The 20640-nt window shown below is 55.5% G+C and carries 18 protein-coding genes; 15 read left to right on the plus strand and 3 right to left on the minus strand.

The features are described 5' to 3' along the window. The first annotated feature begins 151 nt into the window (after positions 1 to 151). The 6 genes from B9K09_RS20890 (at position 152) to ggt (ending at position 6706) form a co-directional block, all read left to right on the plus strand. Entirely contained in the window at positions 152 to 1588 is a 1437-nt protein-coding gene (locus B9K09_RS20890; RefSeq protein WP_371917472.1) for a coniferyl aldehyde dehydrogenase, read from the plus strand. Between the two features lie 63 nt (positions 1589 to 1651). Further along, on the plus strand, positions 1652 to 2197 hold the full coding sequence (locus B9K09_RS20895) for a twin-arginine translocation pathway signal protein (protein ID WP_087518609.1): 546 nt from the start codon (positions 1652 to 1654) through the stop codon (positions 2195 to 2197). A 68-nt stretch (positions 2198 to 2265) separates the two neighbouring features. Beyond that, positions 2266 to 3861: a GMC family oxidoreductase gene (locus tag B9K09_RS20900; RefSeq protein ID WP_087518610.1), complete on the plus strand. Its 1596-nt coding sequence runs from the start codon at positions 2266 to 2268 to the stop codon at positions 3859 to 3861. Positions 3862 to 4011: 150 nt separating this feature from the next. Beyond that, a complete protein-coding gene (gene coaD / locus B9K09_RS20905; protein WP_087518611.1) occupies positions 4012 to 4491 on the plus strand; it encodes a pantetheine-phosphate adenylyltransferase in 480 nt (159 codons plus the stop codon). A gap of 165 nt (positions 4492 to 4656) precedes the next feature. After that, a complete protein-coding gene (locus tag B9K09_RS20910; protein ID WP_087518612.1) occupies positions 4657 to 4908 on the plus strand; it encodes a YfhL family 4Fe-4S dicluster ferredoxin in 252 nt (83 codons plus the stop codon). A 103-nt stretch (positions 4909 to 5011) separates the two neighbouring features. Beyond that, positions 5012 to 6706: a gamma-glutamyltransferase gene (gene ggt / locus B9K09_RS20915; RefSeq protein WP_087518613.1), complete on the plus strand. Its 1695-nt coding sequence runs from the start codon at positions 5012 to 5014 to the stop codon at positions 6704 to 6706. A gap of 336 nt (positions 6707 to 7042) precedes the next feature. Here ggt and B9K09_RS20920 read toward each other — a convergent pair whose 3' ends face one another. From B9K09_RS20920 to B9K09_RS20930, 3 genes are all read right to left on the minus strand, one after another. Then, positions 7043 to 8320, minus strand: a complete 1278-nt coding sequence (locus B9K09_RS20920) for a TRAP transporter large permease (protein ID WP_087519224.1) — start codon at positions 8318 to 8320, stop codon at positions 7043 to 7045. A gap of 16 nt (positions 8321 to 8336) precedes the next feature. After that, positions 8337 to 8873 carry a TRAP transporter small permease gene (locus B9K09_RS20925; RefSeq protein ID WP_087518614.1) on the minus strand — a complete coding sequence of 179 codons (537 nt, stop codon included), beginning with the start codon at positions 8871 to 8873 and terminating at the stop codon, positions 8337 to 8339. A gap of 145 nt (positions 8874 to 9018) precedes the next feature. Further along, complete coding sequence (locus B9K09_RS20930) at positions 9019 to 10419, minus strand: PLP-dependent aminotransferase family protein (RefSeq protein WP_087518615.1); 1401 nt, start codon at positions 10417 to 10419, stop codon at positions 9019 to 9021. A gap of 274 nt (positions 10420 to 10693) precedes the next feature. Between B9K09_RS20930 and doeA the strand changes: the two genes are divergently transcribed. From doeA to B9K09_RS20975, 9 genes are all read left to right on the plus strand, one after another. After that, positions 10694 to 11881, plus strand: coding sequence for an ectoine hydrolase DoeA (doeA, locus tag B9K09_RS20935; RefSeq protein ID WP_087518616.1), 1188 nt, complete (start codon positions 10694 to 10696; stop codon positions 11879 to 11881). A gap of 16 nt (positions 11882 to 11897) precedes the next feature. Next, complete coding sequence (gene doeB / locus B9K09_RS20940) at positions 11898 to 12950, plus strand: N(2)-acetyl-L-2,4-diaminobutanoate deacetylase DoeB (RefSeq protein ID WP_087518617.1); 1053 nt, start codon at positions 11898 to 11900, stop codon at positions 12948 to 12950. Between the two features lie 39 nt (positions 12951 to 12989). Then, entirely contained in the window at positions 12990 to 14015 is a 1026-nt protein-coding gene (locus B9K09_RS20945) for a DctP family TRAP transporter solute-binding subunit (RefSeq protein WP_087518618.1), read from the plus strand. Between the two features lie 112 nt (positions 14016 to 14127). Continuing rightward, entirely contained in the window at positions 14128 to 14604 is a 477-nt protein-coding gene (locus B9K09_RS20950) for an Lrp/AsnC family transcriptional regulator (protein WP_087518619.1), read from the plus strand. 186 nt (positions 14605 to 14790) lie between these two features. Beyond that, positions 14791 to 16263 (plus strand): NAD-dependent succinate-semialdehyde dehydrogenase, encoded by a 1473-nt coding sequence (locus B9K09_RS20955; RefSeq protein ID WP_256574134.1) that lies wholly within the window; start codon positions 14791 to 14793, stop codon positions 16261 to 16263. A 47-nt stretch (positions 16264 to 16310) separates the two neighbouring features. After that, complete coding sequence (locus B9K09_RS20960) at positions 16311 to 17717, plus strand: aspartate aminotransferase family protein (protein ID WP_087518621.1); 1407 nt, start codon at positions 16311 to 16313, stop codon at positions 17715 to 17717. A gap of 68 nt (positions 17718 to 17785) precedes the next feature. Then, positions 17786 to 18781 carry a hydroxyectoine utilization dehydratase EutB gene (gene eutB / locus B9K09_RS20965; RefSeq protein WP_087518622.1) on the plus strand — a complete coding sequence of 332 codons (996 nt, stop codon included), beginning with the start codon at positions 17786 to 17788 and terminating at the stop codon, positions 18779 to 18781. Next, entirely contained in the window at positions 18768 to 19712 is a 945-nt protein-coding gene (locus B9K09_RS20970) for a cyclodeaminase (RefSeq protein WP_087518623.1), read from the plus strand. The genes eutB and B9K09_RS20970 overlap by 14 nt, the downstream gene beginning before the upstream one ends. A 1-nt stretch (position 19713) precedes the next feature. After that, a complete protein-coding gene (locus B9K09_RS20975) occupies positions 19714 to 20529 on the plus strand; it encodes an aspartate/glutamate racemase family protein (RefSeq protein WP_087518624.1) in 816 nt (271 codons plus the stop codon). Positions 20530 to 20640: the final 111 nt, after the last annotated feature.

The following is a 20640-nucleotide window of genomic DNA, read 5'->3' on the forward strand; positions in this document are numbered from 1 at the left end:
TGCGATATCACCCAACTTTTGACATAGCCACATTTGCAAGCAAAAACCCTATGCTATTTGACATCTTAGAGTAATTGCTCTAAAAATTCATCTCAACGTTTTTTAGCCTTGTGCTATTGCCCAGCAAGGTCCACACCGAATCGTAGAGAGCATAAACATGGTCGCCAACGTCGCTTACCTAGAAAAAAACCAAGAGCAGATTGATCAGTTGGACAGCACCTTAGCCCTGCAACGCCAGGCCTATCAGGCAAACCCTATGCCGCCTGCTGAACAGCGTATTCAGTGGTTGAATGCGTTGTGCGACCTGTTAAAAAACGAGCAGCAAGCCCTGATCACGGCAATATCTACAGATTTCAGCAACCGCTCAGCAGATGAAACGCTGCTCGCCGAAATCATGCCCAGCTTGCACAACATTCACTACGCAACTAAACGCATCAAAAAGTGGATGAAGCCTTCACGGCGCAGTGTCGGCATGCAATTTATGCCCGCATCGGCCAAAGTCATCTACCAGCCAGTAGGCGTGGTCGGCGTGATCGTGCCGTGGAACTATCCTCTGTTCCTGACCATAGGCCCACTGGTCGGAGCATTGTCTGCTGGCAATCGGGTCATGATCAAAATGAGCGAGTCGACTCCGGCCACCTCGCAACTGGTCAAAGACCTGCTAGGCAGAATATTTCCAGAAGACCTGGTCAGCGTTGCGCTGGGTGAAGCCGAAGTGGGCATGGCCTTCTCCAAGCTACCTTTCGATCACTTGCTGTTCACCGGCGCGACCAGCATCGGCAAACATGTAATGCGCGCCGCCGCAGAAAACCTGACCCCAGTCACCCTGGAGCTGGGCGGCAAATCACCGGCAATCATCAGCAAAGACGCGTCACTGGACGATGCCGCTGAACGCATCGCCTTCGGTAAAACCATGAATGCTGGCCAAACCTGCGTAGCACCTGACTACATACTGGTGCCTAAAGGCCAGGTTGAGGGCTTTGTCGAGGCGTATCGCAAAGTGGTATTGAAGTTTTATCCGAAGCTTGAAGACAACCCTGATTACACAGCGATCATCAATGACCGCCAGCAAGCTCGTCTCAATGGCTACCTCAGTGACGCCGAAAGCAAAGGCGCCAAACTGATTCCGCTGTTTGCCAACGCGCAAGACCGACGCATGCCGCACACACTGCTGCTCAACGTTAATGACGACATGAAAATCATGCAGGACGAAATCTTCGGCCCACTGCTGCCTATCGTGCCGTATGAGCGCATCGAAGATGCTTTCGCTTACGTCAACCAACGCCCGCGGCCATTGGCCCTGTACTACTTTGGTTATCACAAGGGCGAACAGCAGCGAGTGCTGCATGAGACCCACTCAGGCGGTGTCTGCATTAACGACACCCTGCTCCACGTGGCTCAAGACGACATGCCGTTTGGCGGTATCGGACCCTCAGGTATGGGCCAATATCACGGCCACGAAGGCTTCCTGACATTCAGTAAAGCCAAAGGCGTATTCATCAAGCAACGTCTTAACGCTGCAAAAACCATCTATCCGCCTTATGGCACGTCGATTCAGAAGATGATCTACAAGTTATTTGTGCGCTAAACCAATCGCCGCTGACAGCACGTGCTGTCAGCGGCGCATGCAATCACGACGGTAACAATAAAAATGACAAAAGCCCCCCCGAATACTGTTGAAATGAGCCGCCGAGGCTTTTTAAAAACAGGGCTGATTGGCACCGCTTTTTTAGCAACAGCAGGACTTACTGCAACGCTCAGTGGCTGCTCGGCCAGCACGCCAGCTGATGGTTTTCGAGTGATTCGCGCATCAGATATGGCGCTGCTTTCTGCAATCATTCCAGTGATTATCGAAGGCGCGGTGCCTCCAGCACAAATGCAGCAAGCCGTGACAGGCACGATTCAAAGCCTCGATAAAAGTCTCGCCCACCTTTCACCAGAATTACTCAAGCTCACCGTACAACTATTCGATGTGCTCGCATTACCGGTTACCCGGGGTCCGTTAACGGGCATCTGGGGCAGCTGGGAAAATGCCAGTGCAGAAGATATTCGCCACTTTCTGGAGCGTTGGCAGAACAGCTCGCTTAGCCTGCTGAAAATGGGTTACGACTCATTAATAAAGCTGGTGCTGATGAGTTGGTACAGCCGCCCCGAGTCCTGGGCTCACTGCGGCTACCCAGGACCGCCTACCTTTTAAGTAAACGTCTTGCTCAGTTGGGCCAAAGCGCCCACTTCTAATAAGAGTTAACCAGAGAACTGCCTAATATGCCTGTACCTGATCTATTTGCCGAAGGCTTGGCCCGCGGCTGGAAAACCTACAACGGTTCACGCCTTGAGCAAGACTTAACGCTAGAAGCCGATATTGTGATTGTCGGTACTGGCGCAGGCGGCGGCACCAGCGCTGAAGTTCTCAGTGCTGCTGGCTATAAGGTCCTGCTGATTGAAGAAGGACCACTTAAAACCAGCAGCGACTTCAAAATGCAGGAAGCCGAAGCCTACCCAACGCTCTACCAAGAAGGCATCGGGCGTATGAGCAAGGACGGCGCCATCATAATTCTTCAGGGCCGCGCAGTCGGCGGTACAACCCTGGTCAACTGGACATCCAGCTTTCGCACGCCACACCAAACCCTTGAGCACTGGGCCAAAGAGCACAATGTCAAAGGCCACAGCGAGAGCGAAATGGCCCCTTGGTTTGAGCAGATGGAACAGCGCTTAGGTATTGCGCCATGGGCTATTGAGCCTAACGCCAACAATGATGTGATTCGCAGCGGCTGCGAAAAGCTTGGCTACAGCTGGAAGGTTATCCCACGCAATGTCCGCGGCTGCTGGAACCTGGGTTATTGCGGCATGGGTTGCCCAACCAACGCCAAGCAGTCAATGCTAGTGACGACGATCCCGGCGACGCTGGAAAAAGGCGGGGAGCTGCTGTACCTGGCACGCGCCGAACGCTTGATACATGACGGCAACAGTGTCAGCGGGCTTGAATGTGTCGCGCTGGATGAGCGCTGCGTAGCACCGACTGGACGCAAGATCAGGGTTAAGGCACGTCACTACATTCTCGCTGGCGGCGGCATCAACACCCCAGCCATTCTTAAGCGATCTGATGCCCCAGACCCGCATGATCGCGCAGGCAAACGCACCTTTATCCACCCGGTCAACTTCTCGGCTGCGCTATTCGATAAAGTCATCAATCCGTTCTACGGCGCTCCGCAATCGATCTATTCCGACAACTTCCAATGGGACCAGGGCACCACTGGCCCACTCTCTTATAAACTTGAAGTACCGCCACTACAGCCAGCCCTTACCACGACGCTGGTGGGTAAATTTGGCGTCGACAATGCTTTGCGTATGGAACAGCTGCCACACACCAATATGATGCTGGCCCTGATGCGTGACGGCTTCCACCCCGAAAGTGCTGAAGGCACGGTTGAGCTGCGCGATGACGGTAGCCCGGTACTCGACTACAAGATGACCGATTACACCTGGGATGGGATTCGCCGTGCATTTCATAGCATGGCTGAAATCCAATTTGCTGCGGGTGCGAAATCGGTAATGCCATTACACGCCGACGCCCAATACGCAAAGACGCCGGCACAAGTGCGCAGTCAAATCGACAACCTGAGCCTGGAGCTGTACCGCACTCGCTTGGGCAGTGCGCACGTCATGGGCGGGTGCGCAATGGGCGAAGATCCTAAGCTGGCGGTAACCGATAGCCTCGGCCGTCATCATCAACTTAACAATCTTTCAATCCATGACGGCTCACTGTTTCCGACCAGCATTGGCGCCAATCCACAGCTGTCTGTTTACGGGCTTACCGCAAAACTTTCGAGCCTACTGGCTGAGCGTCTAAAAACGGCCTAAAGCCTTATATGGGCTCTGCCTGCAAAGTTTTTTAAGCGCAGCAGGCCCTCTAGGATAAGGTTTTGCCACAACAACCGCGTACCCAGACTTGGCCGTTGCGGACTGCTGCGCTACCATCCGACTCCCAAACGGACTCGCCAGGACGTCACGATGAATCGAGTGTTATACCCGGGCACCTTCGACCCAATCACCAAAGGTCACGGTGATTTGGTTGAGCGCGCCTCGAAGTTGTTCGACAGCGTGATCATTGCCGTCGCGGCCAGCCCAAAGAAAAACCCGCTGTTTCCGCTTGAGCAACGCGTAGCCCTCGCTCAGGAAGTCACCAAGCACCTGCCAAATGTCGAAGTGGTTGGATTTTCCAGCCTGCTTGCACATTTTGCCAAAGAGCAAGGCGCCAACGTGCTCCTGCGTGGCCTGCGCGCGGTGTCGGATTTTGAGTACGAGTTTCAGCTGGCCAATATGAACCGCCAACTGGCTCCGGATGTCGAAAGCTTGTTCCTCACGCCGTCTGAAAAATACTCGTTCATTTCTTCGACACTGGTTCGCGAGATTGCCGCTTTGGATGGTGATATCAGCAAGTTTGTTCATCCAGCCGTGGCCGAAGCACTAAACGAGCGTTTCAAGAAGTAAGCGGCTACTGAGCTACACTTGACTGGACACGGCGATTTTAAGCTAGCAGCTCTGAACAGCACTGGCTTGGCGTGAACAATGGCGCATATCGCGACAATCCGGCACAATTCGCGTCTCGAAGTTAGAAATCGTCGAAGCCACGCGCTTCGACAGGAGCCGTACTGCATGTCCCTGATCATCACCGACGACTGCATCAACTGCGACGTCTGCGAACCTGAGTGCCCGAACGCAGCGATCTCTCAAGGAGAAGAGATCTACGTTATCGACCCGAATTTGTGTACCGAATGCGTCGGCCATTACGACGAACCGCAGTGCCAGCAAGTATGCCCGGTTGACTGCATTCCTCTGGACGAAAGCCACGTCGAGAGCAAAGATGAACTGATGCAGAAATACATGATCATTACCGGTAAGGCGTGATTGATCGCGGTATCTTGTCGCCCTGCCCCGCAACGGCTGATCACAGGCAATGATGCCTGAGACCCCAGTCAGACCCTCGCTGCGACAACAACCGACGGTTACCATGACTCGACAGCTTTTTCTCTGCGCACTACTACTCCTCAGCACTTTCAACCTGCAAGCAGCCTCCCGTCCCGGACAGGCTGCAGTCGCTAGCGCGCACCCTGCTGCGACTGTTGCGGGCGAAGAAACCCTGGCCCATGGCGGCAACGCTTTTGACGCGGCGGTCGCGGTAAGTGCCGCGCTCGCAGTGGTTGAGCCCTATAGCTCAGGCTTAGGCGGCGGCGGTTTCTTTCTGTTGCGCCAAGCCGCTGAACAACCCACTTACCGCTTTCTCGATGCCCGCGAACGCGCACCGCTCGCCGCGCATTCGGATCTATACCGGCGCGACGGAAAAATCCAGCCTGAGCTTTCCCTCAATGGCCCGCTGGCGGCTGCAATCCCCGGCTTGCCTGCAGCGCTGGTCGAGCTTGCTCAACGCTATGGCCGCCTCCCCCTGAAAGACTCGCTGTTGCCAGCGATTCGCTTGGCGCGCGACGGCGTTTCGTACGACCGGGTTTATCGCGAGCGAGCCCGCTGGCGCCTCGCGGCGATGCGTGACGACCCAGAAACAGCGCGAATTTTCCTGCACAACGGTGAGGTTCCAAGCGAGTTTGGCTTGCTCCGTCAGCCCGATTTGGTACGCACCCTTGAACGTATTGCCCGTGACGGCAAAGCTGGCTTCTACGGCGGCGAAACCGCGAGTAAGCTGGTCAATGGTGTGCGTAAGGCTGGCGGCATCTGGACCCTGCGTGACCTCAGTGAATACAAGGTGGTCGAGCGTACTCCGCTGCGCTTCCAACTGGCCAACGGCAAAGAACTGATCACTGCGCCACCACCGTCTGCGGGCGGCATTGCTATCGCGCAAAGCTTGGCGATGTTGCAACAACTGCCGTGGCAAAAAGCCGAGCCGGTGCAGCGGGCACATTTTGTAGTCGAAGCACTTCGCCGTGCTTACCGTGACCGCGGCCTGATCGGCGATCCCGACTTTGTCAGAAACCCGGCCCCACAATTGCTCGACCGCAGCTATCTGAAAAAACTAGCCGAAGGTATCGATCCACAGCGCGCCACACCAAGCTCCAGCCTACCTCCTGCCGGCAAGCTGCATGAGGGCAATCACACCACCCATTTCACTGTGCTCGATGCGGATGGCAATGCTGTGTCAGCCACGCTGTCGATCAACCTGCCCTTCGGTGCAGCATTCGTTGCACCCGGTACAGGGGTGCTGCTCAACGATGAAATGGACGACTTTGCCGCTGACATTGACGGCTCAAACACCTACGGCTTAACCGGCAGCCGCGCCAATGCGGTAGATGCAGGCAAGCGCCCTTTGTCGAGCATGAGCCCAACATTTATCGAAAGCCGTGACGACTTCGCCAGTTTCGGCACTCCGGGCGGCAGCCGGATCCCGAGCATGGTGTTGTTATCTATCTTGCAGTACCTCGATGGCCAACCGATCGCGACCTGGCCGAGCGTGGCACGCTACCACCACCAGTATTTGCCTGACGTAATCGAGCACGAACCAAATACGTTTAGCGCCAAGCAAATCGCTGAACTACAGGGCCGTGGCTATCAACTGAAAGCGCTAGACCGCCAGTATGGCAATCAACAGGTATTGTTTTGGCACAAGCAAAGTAACCTGGTTGAAGCGGCCAGCGACCCCCGCGGCATTGGCACCGCGCAAGTGACCAAAAAGGTGGAAGACGCTAAGCCCGAATAACCCCGGCGTCCAAACGGTATACGACCGGGTTTGTAGGGGTGGGTGACACTTTTTTCACCCACCATTTGCGGCTGCAAACAGCTGAGCTGACTGCCTGCTGAACCTAGATGGACAAGCTTCGCGTTGTCGCACCCTACGAGTCGCGCCTCCACTCCACATATAGCCCCCGCTCTGAGCGACCAGTAGGGTGGATGACGCTTTTTTCACCCACCATTTGCGGCTGCAAACAGCTGAGCTGACTGCCTGCTGAAACTTGGTGGACAAGCTTCGCGTTGTCGCAACCTACGGGAGTGTTTCCACCTACGGTAGCCCAGTTTCAAGCGCGGCAGGAGCTGCTTAGCGGAATGCCAAGTCACGCAAGAACAAGGTGATCGGCGGGAACATGATCAGCAATACCGACATCAACATAAGAATGGCGAAGAACGGCAGGCTGCCCCGAATTACCTCTAGGTAAGGTCGCCTGAACACGGCGATGGCAGTGAAAATATCGCAGCCAAACGGTGGTGTTGCCGAACCAATAGCGGCTTGCAAGGTGACGATAGTCCCTACCAGCACCGGGTCGAGACCCGAGATGCGCACCGCCGGGGCAAAGATTGGTACCAGGATCAGCATGACCACAATCGGGTCAACAAACATGCAGCCGATGAAGAAGGCGACCGAGATAATCACCAGCAACTCTGTCGGTGACGCACTCATGATGCCGATGCCGCTGAGGATCTGCTGAGGGATCTGGGCAAACGAGATCACCCAAGAAAACGCCGAGCCAGCCGCCACCAGAATAAATACAACCGCCGTGATCAAGCCGGTAGACAAGGCGATCGACGATAGCTCACTGAGCTTCACCCGGCGGAAAATCAGCACCTCAAGAATCAGTGCATACAACACTGAAACGGCGGCCGCTTCAGTCGGGCTGAACACGCCAGTATAAATACCGCCGATGGTCAGCACCGGCAGCAGCAAAGGCAGTATTGCTCGGCGACAAGTTACCAAACGCTGGATCCAGCTGAACTTCTCGCCAGATGGAATACCGGTAATCCGTGCATAGATGTAGCAATAGCCACACAACAACAACATCAGCAGCAAGCCGGGGCCGATACCTGCGATGAACAACTCGGCGACAGAAGTGCCTGAAACCACACCATAGATGATCATGCCGATGCTAGGCGGAATCAGCAGAGCGATGTCTGAGGCATTGATGATCAAGGCCATCGCAAAGCTATCTTTGTAGCCTTGCTGCAACATCTTGGGGCGCATGATGCTGCCAACCCCAACCACTGTCGCCTGAGTTGAACCAGACAACGCGCCAAACAGAGCACAACTCAAAGCAGTGGTGACCGCCATGCCGCCGCGCACATGCCCAACAAATGCCATTGCCACATCGAGCAGACGGTTCGCCGTTGCGCCGCGCGTAATGATGTCTGCCGCCAGGATAAACATCGGCACTGCCACCAATGCGGCTGGACGTATACCGGCAATCATCTGCTGCACGATAAACTCTGGGCCCATGGTGAAAAACAAGGTAAAGCCTGCCGCCGAAGCAGCCAGCAAAGTAGTCATCATCGGGAAACCGCAAAGCAGCAACACCAGCATGATAATTAACAGCGTGGTCGTCATATCCATGGGTGCGGGCTCAGTGTTGCGAAGGGACGGTGGCGTCGACGTGCCGCTCTGGAGCCTCACGGCGCCCAAGCAGAACCTGCAGCTGGACATAAGCGTGGCGTGCAAACTGCAGCCCAGTCATGCCCAACCCCAAAGGAATCACCAGATAAATGTAATGCAGTGGCACCTGTAGCGCCGATGATGAGCGCCCCACTCGCGCAGCGGATTCGACATAGCCCACCGAGGCCCAGGTCAACCACAGCATTAAGCCAGCGGTGCATGTATTGATGATTAACAGGGCTGCTGCGGCAGGTTTGCCGGTGAGTTGCTCAACCAATGCGCTCATGCTGATGTGCCGACTGTGACGCGCGGCATAACTACAACCAACGAATGTGACGAAGATGAGCAGAAACTGATTGAGCTCTTCGGAAAAGTAGATGCTCTGGTTGAACACATAACGTCCAATCACGTTACCGACCGAATTCAGCGCCATGAGCAAAATGCCGCTCGCGAGGATGAAGGCTTCAAGCTTCTCCAGCATCCAGTCCAACTTGCGCAGCCAAGTCATAGCTACCTCCAATCCGGCTCTTGTGAGCGGACGCTTTCTTGTTGTGGAGGCCAAACCTTATCGCCGACAAAAAACCATGTCAATTGATTATTTGAATCATTACAAATGCCCACAAGTTGGGCGCTTGTAATGATTATGCTCTGTTTTAGAACACAAAATGCATTGGCACCGGAGCCTCAAGCATCAGCCCATTTAAGATGCTCAGCCCCGCCTCAACCCGCGAGCGGCTCTGTTCGGCGCCCAAACTGAAGCGCACGTGTTGGTTGGTTCGATCAGGAGTCGCTAGGAAGGGTTCTGCCGGAAAGATCATCACCCCTTCCTGGCGCGCACGACGGGCGAACTTTTCTGGCGACCAATGCCCAGGCAGTTCAGCCCAGATATGCATGCCGTTGGGATCGGCCTTGAACTGACACGCCGTCAAGTGCTCACGTGCCAGCGCCTGGCGCGCGGCCAACTCCTGCTGCTGGAAGCTCACCATACGGTCGAGGGTGCCGTCCTGCATCCACCAACTGGCAATTTCAAAGGGCATCAAGGTTGCCATCCAAGTGGTGCTGCGCAACCGACCAATCGCCTGATGCACCATGTTTGGTGGAGTCACCAAGTAGCCGGCACGCATGCCCGGTAGCGTGATCTTGGTCAGACTGGTCGCATAAAAACTGCGCTCAGGAATGAACGCGGATAACGGCGGATGGCGATCAGGCTGCAGGGCTCCGTAGACATCATCTTCAACCACAGTGAGGTCGTACTTTCGCGCCAGGTCAGCAATCGCCTGACGCCGTTCAAGGCCCATGGTGTCAGTAGTCGGATTGTTCATCGTTGGCGTACAGAACAGCACGCGAGCCCCGCCCTGCTTGCATGCGGCCTCCAGCGCTTCTGGCAATAAGCCCTGATCGTCGATGGCCAGCCCCTTGAGTTTAAAGTGCAGGGTCTGCGCCAAAGCCATTAACAACATGCCGGTTTCCTGCTCACACAGCACGGTATCACCGGGCTTGAGCACCGTTGCCATGGCAATCGTCAGGGCATGGGCGGCACCATTGCAAAACAATAGATTGTCGGGATTAGCCGGTAGCTTCTGCTGCGCCAGCCAGGTGCAGACCACCTCGCGGTGCAGGGTCAAACCCTGGGTGGGATGGAATGAGGTAATGAAGTCGTCCCGCCCCTCACGCGCCAGTCGCTCAAGGCTTTCGCGATAGAGCTTGACGTGACGCGGGGTGCACACCGGATGCGCAGTGGACAGATCAATACCGCGGCTAGGGTCTTCGTGCTCGTCAATCGACAGGTAATCGGACTCATGGCTGACATGCCGGCTACGGACAAAGGTGCCGCTGCCTACCTGGGCATAAATTGCGCCCTGTTTTTCGGCATGGGCATACGCATTGCTTACCGTCTGCACGCTTACACCGAGTGTCTCCGCCAACTCGCGATGAGTTGGCAGTTTACTGCCAGGCACCAGCGCACCGGTATTGATTGCCTCTGTCAGCGCATTACCAATAGCTAAGTATTTCGGCAGACCTGTGCGAATAAACGGCTTTAGGTCAATTGTCATAGGTCAATAAATTCCTTGACGATAATTGTAATGGTCATGATATTGAGTCTTTAAAGGTATTGACCTGCATTCTTCACGATCACTTTAGCAGGCTTCAGTACAATTTCTCCACTGAGTGCTCATCCGTATAAAAACAATTGAGCACGCCGCGGGGGGCTCCATCGAATGATTCTCAGCGGTTTATCGATGGCGCGCAGCACAGGTGTTCGTCAGGCACTGCCAACGAACTGATTGAATTCTGAACGTTTTATACGTTCGTTATCGAGATGCTGTCATGAGTGAAATTGCGTTGAGTTTCAGCCGTGCAGAGTACGCCCAGCGTCTGGCCAAGGTGCGCGCCGCCATGGTCGCAAAAGGGATCAATACTCTAATTGTTCACGATCCATCAAACATGTCTTGGCTGACAGGCTATGACGGCTGGTCGTTTTACACCCCGCAGTGTGTGGTGGTTGGCGAGCACGGCGAGCCGTTGTGGTTCGGCCGCGGCATTGACGCCAACGGCGCTCGACGCACAGTTTATCTGGCTGAAGAGAACATCACGTCATACAGCGACAACTATGTGATGAATCCGCCGCATCACGCCCTCGATTATCTGTGCGAGCAAGTCCTGCCCGCTCGCGGTTGGACCTCAGGCGTAATCGGCGTCGAGATGGACAACTATTACTACAGCGCCACCTCTCATCAGGCGCTACAGCGAGGTTTGGCAAAGGCGCAGTTGGTCGACAGCACAGGCCTGGTCAACTGGTGCCGGGCGATCAAGTCCGATCAAGAAATCGAATACATGAGCGTGGCCGCACGGATTGTTGAAAACATGCACCGTGCCATTCTCGAGATGATCGAACCCGGCTTACCCAAAAACATTCTAGTGGCTGAAATCTATCGCGTTGCCTGCACCGGCCACGACGGTAAATTCGGCGACTATCCAGCAATAGTGCCGATGCTGCCATCAGGCAAAGATGCCTCAGCGCCGCATCTGACGTGGGACGACCGCCCGTTTGTAAAAGGCGAAGGCACATTCTTTGAGATTGCCGGTTGCCACAGGCGCTACCACTGCCCCTTGTCACGCACGGTTTATCTGGGCGAGCCATCGGCAGCATTTCGCAAGGCTGAAGAAGCCATTAACGCCGGGCTGGAAGCGGGCCTGGCGATGGCTAAACCCGGCAATACCTGCGGTGATATAGCCCGCGAATTAAATAGCACGCTGCGCCGCTACGGTTATGACCGTGGTGACAATCGCTGTGGCTACCCAATCGGTCTGAGCTACCCGCCAGACTGGGGCGAGCGAACCATGAGCTTGCGTGAAAGTGACACCACAGTGTTGCAACCAGGCATGACCTTTCACTTTATGCCCGGCCTGTGGCTGGACGACTGGGGCCTGGAAACCACCGAAAGCATTCTGATTAGCGAAACAGGTGCTGACACCTTTTGCGATTATTCGCGCCAACTGTTTGTGAAGCCCTAACATGAGTATTGCAGCAATGAACATTTCAGCTGATGCCGAGCAGCGGTCTGTCAGCGGTGCAGGACAGGTCGCGGCAAGCACCATCAGCGCGACCGTAGATTTTGATCGTGACGGCGTACAGCACGGCTATCTCAAGCTGCCCTACTCCCATGATTTGTCGGCGTGGGGCTGCATCATGATCCCAATCACCGTGGTGAAAAATGGTGACGGTCCGACCGCGCTGATGACCGGTGGTAACCACGGTGATGAATATGAGGGCATCACCGCCTTACTCAAGCTGGCCAGCGAGTTGCGTGCTGATGAGGTTAAAGGTCGGGTGATCATCGTTCCGGCGATGAACTACCCAGCCGTACAAAGCGCTAGTCGTACCTCGCCGATCGACAAAGGCAATATGAATCGTGCGTTTCCCGGTAATCCCCACGGCAGCATGACGGAGCGGATTGCTGACTATTTTCAACGCACGCTAATACCGCTCTGCGACTACGCGCTGGATATCCACTCCGGCGGCAAGACGCTCGATATTCTGCCGTTCTCGGCAGCCCATCGCCTGCAAGATCCGCAGCAAGAGGCCAAATGTATTGAAGGGGCTAAAGTCTTCGGTACAGCGGCCAGCATGATCTTGTTTGAGCTTGATGCCGCCTCGTTGTACGACACCGCGGTCGAGTCGCAGGGCAAGGTATTCGTCACCACGGAATTGGGTGGCGGCGGCACCAGCACGCCAAAAACCATGGCACTGGCGGACCGTGGCGTACGTAATTTCCTCAAATTCGCAGGCATCACCGAAGGCCAGTTCGAGCCTGCGGACGAACCGCTGATGTTATTGGATATGCCCGATGCAAGCTGCTACGTACAGAGTCTGCATCGCGGCATTCTCGAACTTAATTTAAGCATTGGCGATCGGGTTAAAAACGGTGATTTGATCGCTCGCGTACACAGTTTTGAACGCACCGGTACTCCAGCAGTTGAATACCGCGCCGAGCGTGATGGCTTGCTCGTTGCAAGACGCTTTCCAGCGTTGGTCGACATAGGCGATACCCTCGCAGTAATAGCCGACATAGTGGATAACTGACACAACCCTGCACACAAAAAAATAAATGGAGAACTAACCATGAGAAATTTCAGCACACTGAAGAAAGTAGCCTTAGCTACTGCAATGGGCTTAGTTTTAGCGGGTCAGGCAGCGGCAGAAGAATGGAAATTCGCACTCGAAGAAATCAGTGGCAGCGTGCAAGACGCTTATGCGCAAAAATTCAAACAACTGGTTGAAGAAAAAAGCGACGGCAAAATCACCGTCACGGTTTATCCCTACGGCTCACTGGGCGAATCGGAAGACCTGACCGAACTGGTTGCCAACGGCGTCCTTCAATTCACCCACGGCTCAACCGGAATTCTAGGTTCGACCGCTCCATCAATGCAGGTGTTCTCTGTGCCTTACCTGTTGTCACAAGACAACAAGGTAAATCTCAAGGTACTCACCGAAAGCCCAACCATCTACGGGCCAATGGCTGACAAGCTGAAGACTCGCAACCTACGTCTTCTGAGCATGTACCCGGAAGGTGAAATGGTCTGGACGACCAACAAGGAAATCCACAAGCCTGCGGATTTCGAAAACGTAAAAATGCGCGTCATGGCCTCACCTATGCTGGTTGAAGCCTACAAAGCCTTCGGCGCAGTGCCTACACCACTGCCTTACTCCGAAGTCTATGGTGCACTGCAACTGAAGATGGTCGACGGTCAGGAAAACCCGATCTTTGCCATCGAAGAGATGAAATTCTACGAGGTCAACGACGTACTGACCTGGTCCGGCCAACAGCAATTCACGGTCGCCGTATTATCGGGTGAATCGTGGTATCAGGGCCTGCCTGCTGACGAGCAGAAGATTATCGATGAAACCATAACCGAGCTCGGCCCGTACATCTTCGATAAGCAAGAGGAATACAGCAAAACCCGCTTGGAAAAAATCAAAAAGGCCAAGCCGGATATCAAAATCGTACACCTGACTCCAGCCGAGAAAGATGTCTTCCGCAAAGCCAGCCTGCCACTGCGTGAAAAACTGGTCGAACTGGCCGGCCCAGATGCCGGTGCAGCGCTTAAAGCGCTGGAAAAAGAAATTGCTGACTTAGAAAAACAGTAAGCACAAGCCCTCAAGGGAGCCCCTGAAAAGCATCAGGAGCTCCCTCGCTGGCAAGACCTCTCGCCAGCTTTGTTACATCAGGTGCGCAGGTGCTCTGCGCCGGAGCAGAAGTATGCGTCTGGACAGTTACGACCTGAAGATTCTGCAAATCCTGCAGAACAATGGCCGCATCACCAAATCCAGTTTGGCCGAAGCGATCAACCTGTCGATAAGCCCTTGCTGGGAACGGGTTAAGCGCCTTGAAGAAGCAGGGATTATTCGTGGCTATGGCGCCCAACTAAACCCCGAAGTGTTGATCAAGCGAGCTCCGGTTATGGTTGAAATCAGCCTCAAACAACACAACCGCGAAGCCTTCCAACGTTTTGAGCGCGCCATCAACGAATGCGCTGAAGTCACCGAATGCTACGCCACCGGCGGCGGTATCGACTACATCATCAAAGTCATGGCCCGCGATATCGACCAATACCAGCGCCTGATCGACCGCTGGTTAATGGCCGACCTCGGTATTGAACGCTACTTCACCTACATAGTGACCAAAACCATCAAACACTGCGAAACACCACTGGAAATCAACGACGACCTTGCCTGAAACGCTGGCCACAATCGTCGCGCTGAGCCAGCCCAAAAAAACACCACCTTAAGTGCCTGCAAAACAAAAAAACCTCGGATAGAACCCGCACGAAGAGAAAAAAACGACAGCCAATCCCTCTTAAAGTGGAAGCCATGATTAGCACCATGCTCGCTGCAATGCGAGCCAGTAGAGAGGATGCACTGCATGCACAATTTCGAAGATCCACGCTTGATACGCCAGCTGGCTTATATCAATGGCAAATGGACCGCAGGCAGCTCCGGTCGCGATGAAGCGGTGATCAACCCCGCGACCGAAGAAATCATTGGCCGTTGCACTCAGCTCGATGAACCGCAAGTGGTACAAGCCATTGAGGCAGCCTCATCAGCGTTTCCTGCTTGGCGTGCATTGTCACTTGAAGCTCGTGGTGAAATCCTCAAGAAATGGCACGACCTGTTGCTCGCGCACAAACAAGACCTGGCCCGACTCATGACCCTGGAGCAAGGTAAGCCACTGTTTGAAGCGTTGGGCGAGATTGACTATGCAGCCTCGTTTATCACCTGGTTCGCAGAAGAGGCACGCCGCAGTTATGGCGAAACAATTCCGAGCCATATCAGCAATGCGCAACTCGGCAGCGTCCGCGAACCTATTGGCGTTGCGGCACTGATTACGCCGTGGAACTTCCCCTGCGCGATGATCACTCGCAAAGCTGCAGCGGCATTGGCCGCTGGCTGCACCGTAGTGATTAAGCCCGCAGGGGAAACACCCTTTTCGGCACTGGCCTTGGCCGAACTGGCTGAGCGTGCGGGTTTCCCGGCGGGTGTATTCAACGTCATCGTCGGTGAGCCTGAGATGATTTCGCGGGTGCTCTGTGCCAGCGACAAGGTTAAGGCCTTGTCATTCACCGGCTCGACCCGCGTTGGCCGCTTACTGCTCGAACAATCAGCGGCGACGGTGAAAAAGTGCTCAATGGAGCTAGGTGGTAACGCACCCTTTATCGTCTTGCCCGACATGGATGTGGAGCAGGCTGCGCAGGCGGCTATCGATGCAAAGTTCCAGACCACTGGCCAGGATTGTCTCGCCGCTAACCGGATTTTCGTTCACCGCTCACTGTACCAGCCATTCCTTGAAAGCTTCGCCCGGCGCATGGGCGAACTGACGCTGGGTAACGGCCTGGTTCGGGGCGTCAATCAAGGTCCGCTGATCAACCAAAAAGCCGTCAGCAAAGCTCAAGAGCTGGTCGACGATGCCGTGGCCAAAGGCGCACGCCTGCTGATGGGCGAGCAAGACCAGGCACCGGGCCGCAACTTCTTTGTACCCACCCTGCTGGCTGACGTAACCGCTGAAATGCGTGTGTACCGCGAAGAGAATTTTGCGCCGATTGCAGGCGTGCTGCCGTGGGACGACCTGGAGCAAGTGATTAGCCAGGCCAACGACACCGAATACGGCCTCGCGGCCTATGTGTACGGCTATGACATCCGCCAGATCTGGCAACTGCTGCGCGGTTTGGAATTCGGCATGGTCAGCGTCAATTCGGTGAAGATGACCGGACCACCGGTGCCATTCGGCGGCGTTAAACAGTCAGGTCTAGGCCGTGAAGGCTCAAGCCATGGCCTCGATGAGTACACCCAAATCAAATACTACTGCCTGGGTAATTTGCCCAGTGTCAGCGGCTGTTAATTGCGTTGAGTCACTTGAACGCCAACCTATCAACCAAGGACATAATCATGACCCTCGACACCCAGAAAATCATCGAGATTGATCGCCAGAACGTCTTCCACGCCTCGACTCACCTCAAGCAACATGCCCATGGCGAAAGCCCGGCGCGCATCATCACCGGCGCCCAAGGCATTCGTATTCAGGACTCGCTTGGCAACGAATTTATCGACGGTTTTGCCGGTCTGTATTGCGTCAACATTGGCTACGGCCGCACTGAAATGGCCGAAGCCATTTATGAGCAGGCCAAGCAATTGGCGTATTACCACACCTACGTTGGCCACACGACCGAAGGCATGGCGCAACTGTCAGAACGCATCGTCAAACTCGCCGGTCAAGGCATGAGCAAAGTCTATTACGGCATGTCCGGCTCGGATGCCAACGAAACCCAGCTCAAACTGGTTTGGTACTACAACAATATCCTCGGCCGTAAGGACAAAAAGAAAGTTATCTCGCGTGATCGTGGCTATCACGGCTCAAGCATCGCCTCCGGTTCGATGACCGGCCTGCCGGTATTCCACGCACACTTCGACCTGCCACTTGAGCGGATCAAGCACACAGTCGCGCCGGTTTACTATCGCCGCGAAGATGACGCAATGAGCGAGCAGGAATTCTCGGTTTACTGCGCGCAAAAACTTGAAGAAATGATCCTCGCTGAAGGCCCCGATACAGTCGCCGCAATGATCGGTGAACCGGTGCTTGGCACCGGCGGTATCGTGCCACCGCCAAAAGGCTACTGGACTGAAATCCGCAAGGTGCTGGATAAGTACGACATCCTGCTGATCGCCGACGAAGTGGTCTGTGGCTTTGGCCGTTTGGGTGTGGATTTCGGCTCGCAGTACTACGAAATGAAACCAGATCTGATCACCGTAGCCAAAGGCTTGACCTCGGCCTACCAGCCACTTTCCGGCGTAATCGTTGGTGAGCGCGTCTGGCAAGTGCTTGAACAAGGCACCGACACCTACGGCGCAATCGGCCATGGTTACACCTACTCCGGTCACCCAATGGGGATCGCCTCGGCAATCGCCAACCTGAACATTATCGACCGTGAAAACCTCACCGGTAATGCCCGCGATACCGGTGCTTATTTGCAACAACGGATGCAGCAAACCTTCGGCGATCATCCGTTGGTCGGTGAGACGCGGGGCATTGGCCTGCTGGCTGCGCTGGAGTTCTCCAGCGACCGCAGCAAGCGTCAGCATTTCGACCCGAACCTGAAAGTCGGTGCGCAGATTTCTGCAGCCTGTCTGGAAGAAGGCTTGATCGCCCGCGCCATGCCGCACGGTGACATTCTAGGTTTTGCGCCACCCCTGATTGTCAGCCGTGACGAAGTGGATGACATCGTCGCTCGCGCAGAACGCGCAGTGAACAAAGTCACCGACAAGTTGATCAGCAGCGGTGCCTGGCAAGCCAAGTAACACCCGCCAGCTAACCCGGCCGGACGCCTTCAGCCTCCGGCCTTTTAATTGTTGGGACGGGAAATAACATGCACACCGAACTAACCCTGAAAGACATTTATCTCGCGCAGCAACGAATTGCCGGGCTGGCTGAACGCACACCTTTGCTGCGCAGCGAATCGCTTTCTCGGCGCTGGGACTGCGATGTCTGGCTCAAACTCGACAACCTACAACCCACCGGCGCGTTCAAGCTGCGCGGTGCAGTCAACGCACTGCTCGGCCTGGATGACGCCCAACGTGAGCGCGGTGTGGTGACCATGTCGACCGGCAACTTTGGTCGCGCCTTAGCTTACGCCGGGAAGCATCTGGCGATTGCCGTAACGGTATGCATCTCCAAGCTGGTGCCGGACAACAAGGTTGCCGCCTTACGCGAAAGTGGCGCACAGGTGGTGATTGTCGGTGACACCCAAGATGATGCAGACATCGAAGCGCGGCGCCTGCAACAAGAACAAGGCCTGGCCTACATTTCCCCGTTTGATGACCCATTAGTGATCGCCGGCCAAGGTACTTGCGGGCTAGAGATCATGGAACAACAACCGCAGATTGATACGGTCTTTGCTGGGCTTTCGGGCGGCGGCTTGATCGCCGGAATTGGCTTGGCGGTCAAGTCCATCAATCCCAACGCCGAGGTGATTGGCGTGAGCATGAATCAAGGCGCAGCAATGCTTGAGAGCCTGGCCGCTGGCAAGCCGGTGCAAGTTCAGGAAGTCGCCTCGCTGGCAGACAGTCTGGGCGGCGGCATCGGTCTTGAAAATGCGTGGACCTTCGCCATGACCCAGCGCTATATGGACCGTGGTTTTCGGGTCGACGAAGAGCAAATTGCTCGCGCCATGTTGCATCTGTTCAACCATCAACGCTTGGTGGTTGAAGGTGCAGCGGCGGTTGGCATCGCGGCAGTTGAACAGCACCAAATAAACCTGCGCGGTCGGCAGGTGGCGCTGGTGATCAGCGGCCAGAATCTATCCAACAACACCTTTGCCCAAGCCTGCCAACTGGCTGGAGAGGCCAACTATGCACATCTATAACCGTGAGCAGATTAGCGCGGTGGTCAAGCTCGACCCAGCCGCACTGGAGGTCGTGGAAGCAGGCTTTGCTGCGCTTGGCCGTGGCGAAGTTGAAATGCCACCGATACTCAGCATGAATATTGCCGAAAGCAACGGCGAGGTAGACGTCAAAACCGCGCATATTCGCGGTTGGCCACGCTTCGCGATCAAGATCAGCCCCGGCTTTTTCGACAACCCGGCCCTCGGCCTGCCCAGCCTCAACGGCTTGATGCTGCTGTTCTCAGCCAAGACCGGGCTGGTCGATGCGGTACTGTTTGACGAAGGCTACCTGACCGATATTCGCACCGCTCTGGCCGGCGCGATTGCCGCTAAGCATTTGTCACGCAGCAATTCACAACGGGTTGCGGTAATCGGCGCGGGCCTACAGGCCGAACTGCAAGTCGCGGCTCTGCAACTGGTGCGTGATATCCGCGAGGTCCATGTCTACACCCGTGACCGCAGCAAGGCGCAAGCGTATGCGGCGCATATGCAGGAGCAATACGCTCTCAGTGTGAGCATCCATGACAGCGCTGCCAGTGCCTGCGCACAGGCTGACATCGTGGTAACAACCACGCCAGCGCGGGAGCCAGTTTTGAACTGGGCTGATCTGCCCAAAGGTGTTCACGTCACAGCCATGGGCTCGGACAATCCGCATAAAAATGAATTGCACCCGACCATTCTGGCCAGCGCCGATGTGTTGGTGGTTGACCGTCTCAGCCAGTCTCGCGCGCTCGGCGAACTGCATCACGCGCCTGCATTGCAACGCGAAGTATTCGAACTCGGCAGTTTGATCAGCCAGCAGCAAAAAGCACGCAGCAGTGACCAACAAATCACAGTGTGCGACCTGACCGGCACCGGCGTGCAAGATACGGCCATCGCCAACTATGCAGCACGCCTGCTCGAAGGTGCTTGAAATGATCGAAACCTTCGCCGAGTTTCAAGCGCTGCAACAACGCTTCGAGCATCAGAGTTCGAGTGATAATGGCTGCGTATGCATTGGCCTGGTGCAACTGGCCAGCGATTTCACTCTGGAGAATGAATGGCGCCAGTTGCTCGGCGAACGTGTTGAGCTGTACAGCACGCGCACCCCCTGCAGCCCGACGGTTACCCCAGAAGGCTTGCGTAAAATGGCGCAGAGTTTGACGCAGTCCAGCACCTTGCTGGTACCGGGAATGCCACTCGATGTAATCGCGTTCGGTTGCACCTCGGGCAGCATACTGATTGGCGAGCAGGAGGTCAGTCGGCTGATTAATGAGGCTCACCCGGGCATACCGGTGACCAATCCGTGGAGCGCGGTTAAAGCCGCACTGCGTGAACTGAACGCAAAGAAAGTGGCGGTACTCACGCCCTACATTGGCGAGGTCAATTACCCGATATACCTCGGTTTGCAACAAGCGGGGTTGGAGATCAGCGCATTCGGCACCTTTGCCGTGCTCGATGACGCCTTGATCCCACGGATTCCAGCAGATGCCATTGCCCACGCCGCCGAGCAGCTGTTGCTAGGCAGCAAAGCAGATGCATTGTTCTTGTCATGCACCAACCTGCGCACCCTTGAGCTGCTTGATGAGCTGGAGCGACGTTTAGGTTTACCGGTTATTTCCAGCAACCAGGCATTGCTGTGGCACGCACTGCAACTGACCGACTGCATCCACCGCCCGCAAAACTTTGGCAGCCTGCTTCGTCAACAGACATTGCCTACGCACTCACCTGAGCAGCAACGCGAAGCTTAGCGCTGAAAGCACCTGAAGATAGGCCGACCATCACCAATGGCGAACACCAGGTGAGCGGCCGATGGTGCATCCTGAGCTGAAAATGTAGCATTGGCGCAGAGTCATCATGGA

Source organism: Pseudomonas sp. M30-35 (assembly GCF_002163625.1).
GTDB lineage: Bacteria > Pseudomonadota > Gammaproteobacteria > Pseudomonadales > Pseudomonadaceae > Aquipseudomonas.

What these genes read in the sequence shown, in the direction of transcription:
- B9K09_RS20895 (WP_087518609.1), top strand. Translation starts at nt 1,652, where the DNA reads ATGACAAAAGCCCCCCCGAATACTGTTGAAATGAGCCGCCGAGGCTTT.
- B9K09_RS20900 (WP_087518610.1), top strand. Translation starts at nt 2,266, where the DNA reads ATGCCTGTACCTGATCTATTTGCCGAAGGCTTGGCCCGCGGCTGGAAA.
- coaD (WP_087518611.1), top strand. Translation starts at nt 4,012, where the DNA reads ATGAATCGAGTGTTATACCCGGGCACCTTCGACCCAATCACCAAAGGT.
- B9K09_RS20910 (WP_087518612.1), top strand. Translation starts at nt 4,657, where the DNA reads ATGTCCCTGATCATCACCGACGACTGCATCAACTGCGACGTCTGCGAA.
- ggt (WP_087518613.1), top strand. Translation starts at nt 5,012, where the DNA reads ATGACTCGACAGCTTTTTCTCTGCGCACTACTACTCCTCAGCACTTTC.
- B9K09_RS20920 (WP_087519224.1), bottom strand. Translation starts at nt 8,320, where the DNA reads ATGACGACCACGCTGTTAATTATCATGCTGGTGTTGCTGCTTTGCGGT.
- B9K09_RS20925 (WP_087518614.1), bottom strand. Translation starts at nt 8,873, where the DNA reads ATGACTTGGCTGCGCAAGTTGGACTGGATGCTGGAGAAGCTTGAAGCC.
- B9K09_RS20930 (WP_087518615.1), bottom strand. Translation starts at nt 10,419, where the DNA reads ATGACAATTGACCTAAAGCCGTTTATTCGCACAGGTCTGCCGAAATAC.
- doeA (WP_087518616.1), top strand. Translation starts at nt 10,694, where the DNA reads ATGAGTGAAATTGCGTTGAGTTTCAGCCGTGCAGAGTACGCCCAGCGT.
- doeB (WP_087518617.1), top strand. Translation starts at nt 11,898, where the DNA reads ATGAACATTTCAGCTGATGCCGAGCAGCGGTCTGTCAGCGGTGCAGGA.
- B9K09_RS20945 (WP_087518618.1), top strand. Translation starts at nt 12,990, where the DNA reads ATGAGAAATTTCAGCACACTGAAGAAAGTAGCCTTAGCTACTGCAATG.
- B9K09_RS20950 (WP_087518619.1), top strand. Translation starts at nt 14,128, where the DNA reads ATGCGTCTGGACAGTTACGACCTGAAGATTCTGCAAATCCTGCAGAAC.
- B9K09_RS20955 (WP_256574134.1), top strand. Translation starts at nt 14,791, where the DNA reads ATGCACAATTTCGAAGATCCACGCTTGATACGCCAGCTGGCTTATATC.
- B9K09_RS20960 (WP_087518621.1), top strand. Translation starts at nt 16,311, where the DNA reads ATGACCCTCGACACCCAGAAAATCATCGAGATTGATCGCCAGAACGTC.
- eutB (WP_087518622.1), top strand. Translation starts at nt 17,786, where the DNA reads ATGCACACCGAACTAACCCTGAAAGACATTTATCTCGCGCAGCAACGA.
- B9K09_RS20970 (WP_087518623.1), top strand. Translation starts at nt 18,768, where the DNA reads ATGCACATCTATAACCGTGAGCAGATTAGCGCGGTGGTCAAGCTCGAC.
- B9K09_RS20975 (WP_087518624.1), top strand. Translation starts at nt 19,714, where the DNA reads ATGATCGAAACCTTCGCCGAGTTTCAAGCGCTGCAACAACGCTTCGAG.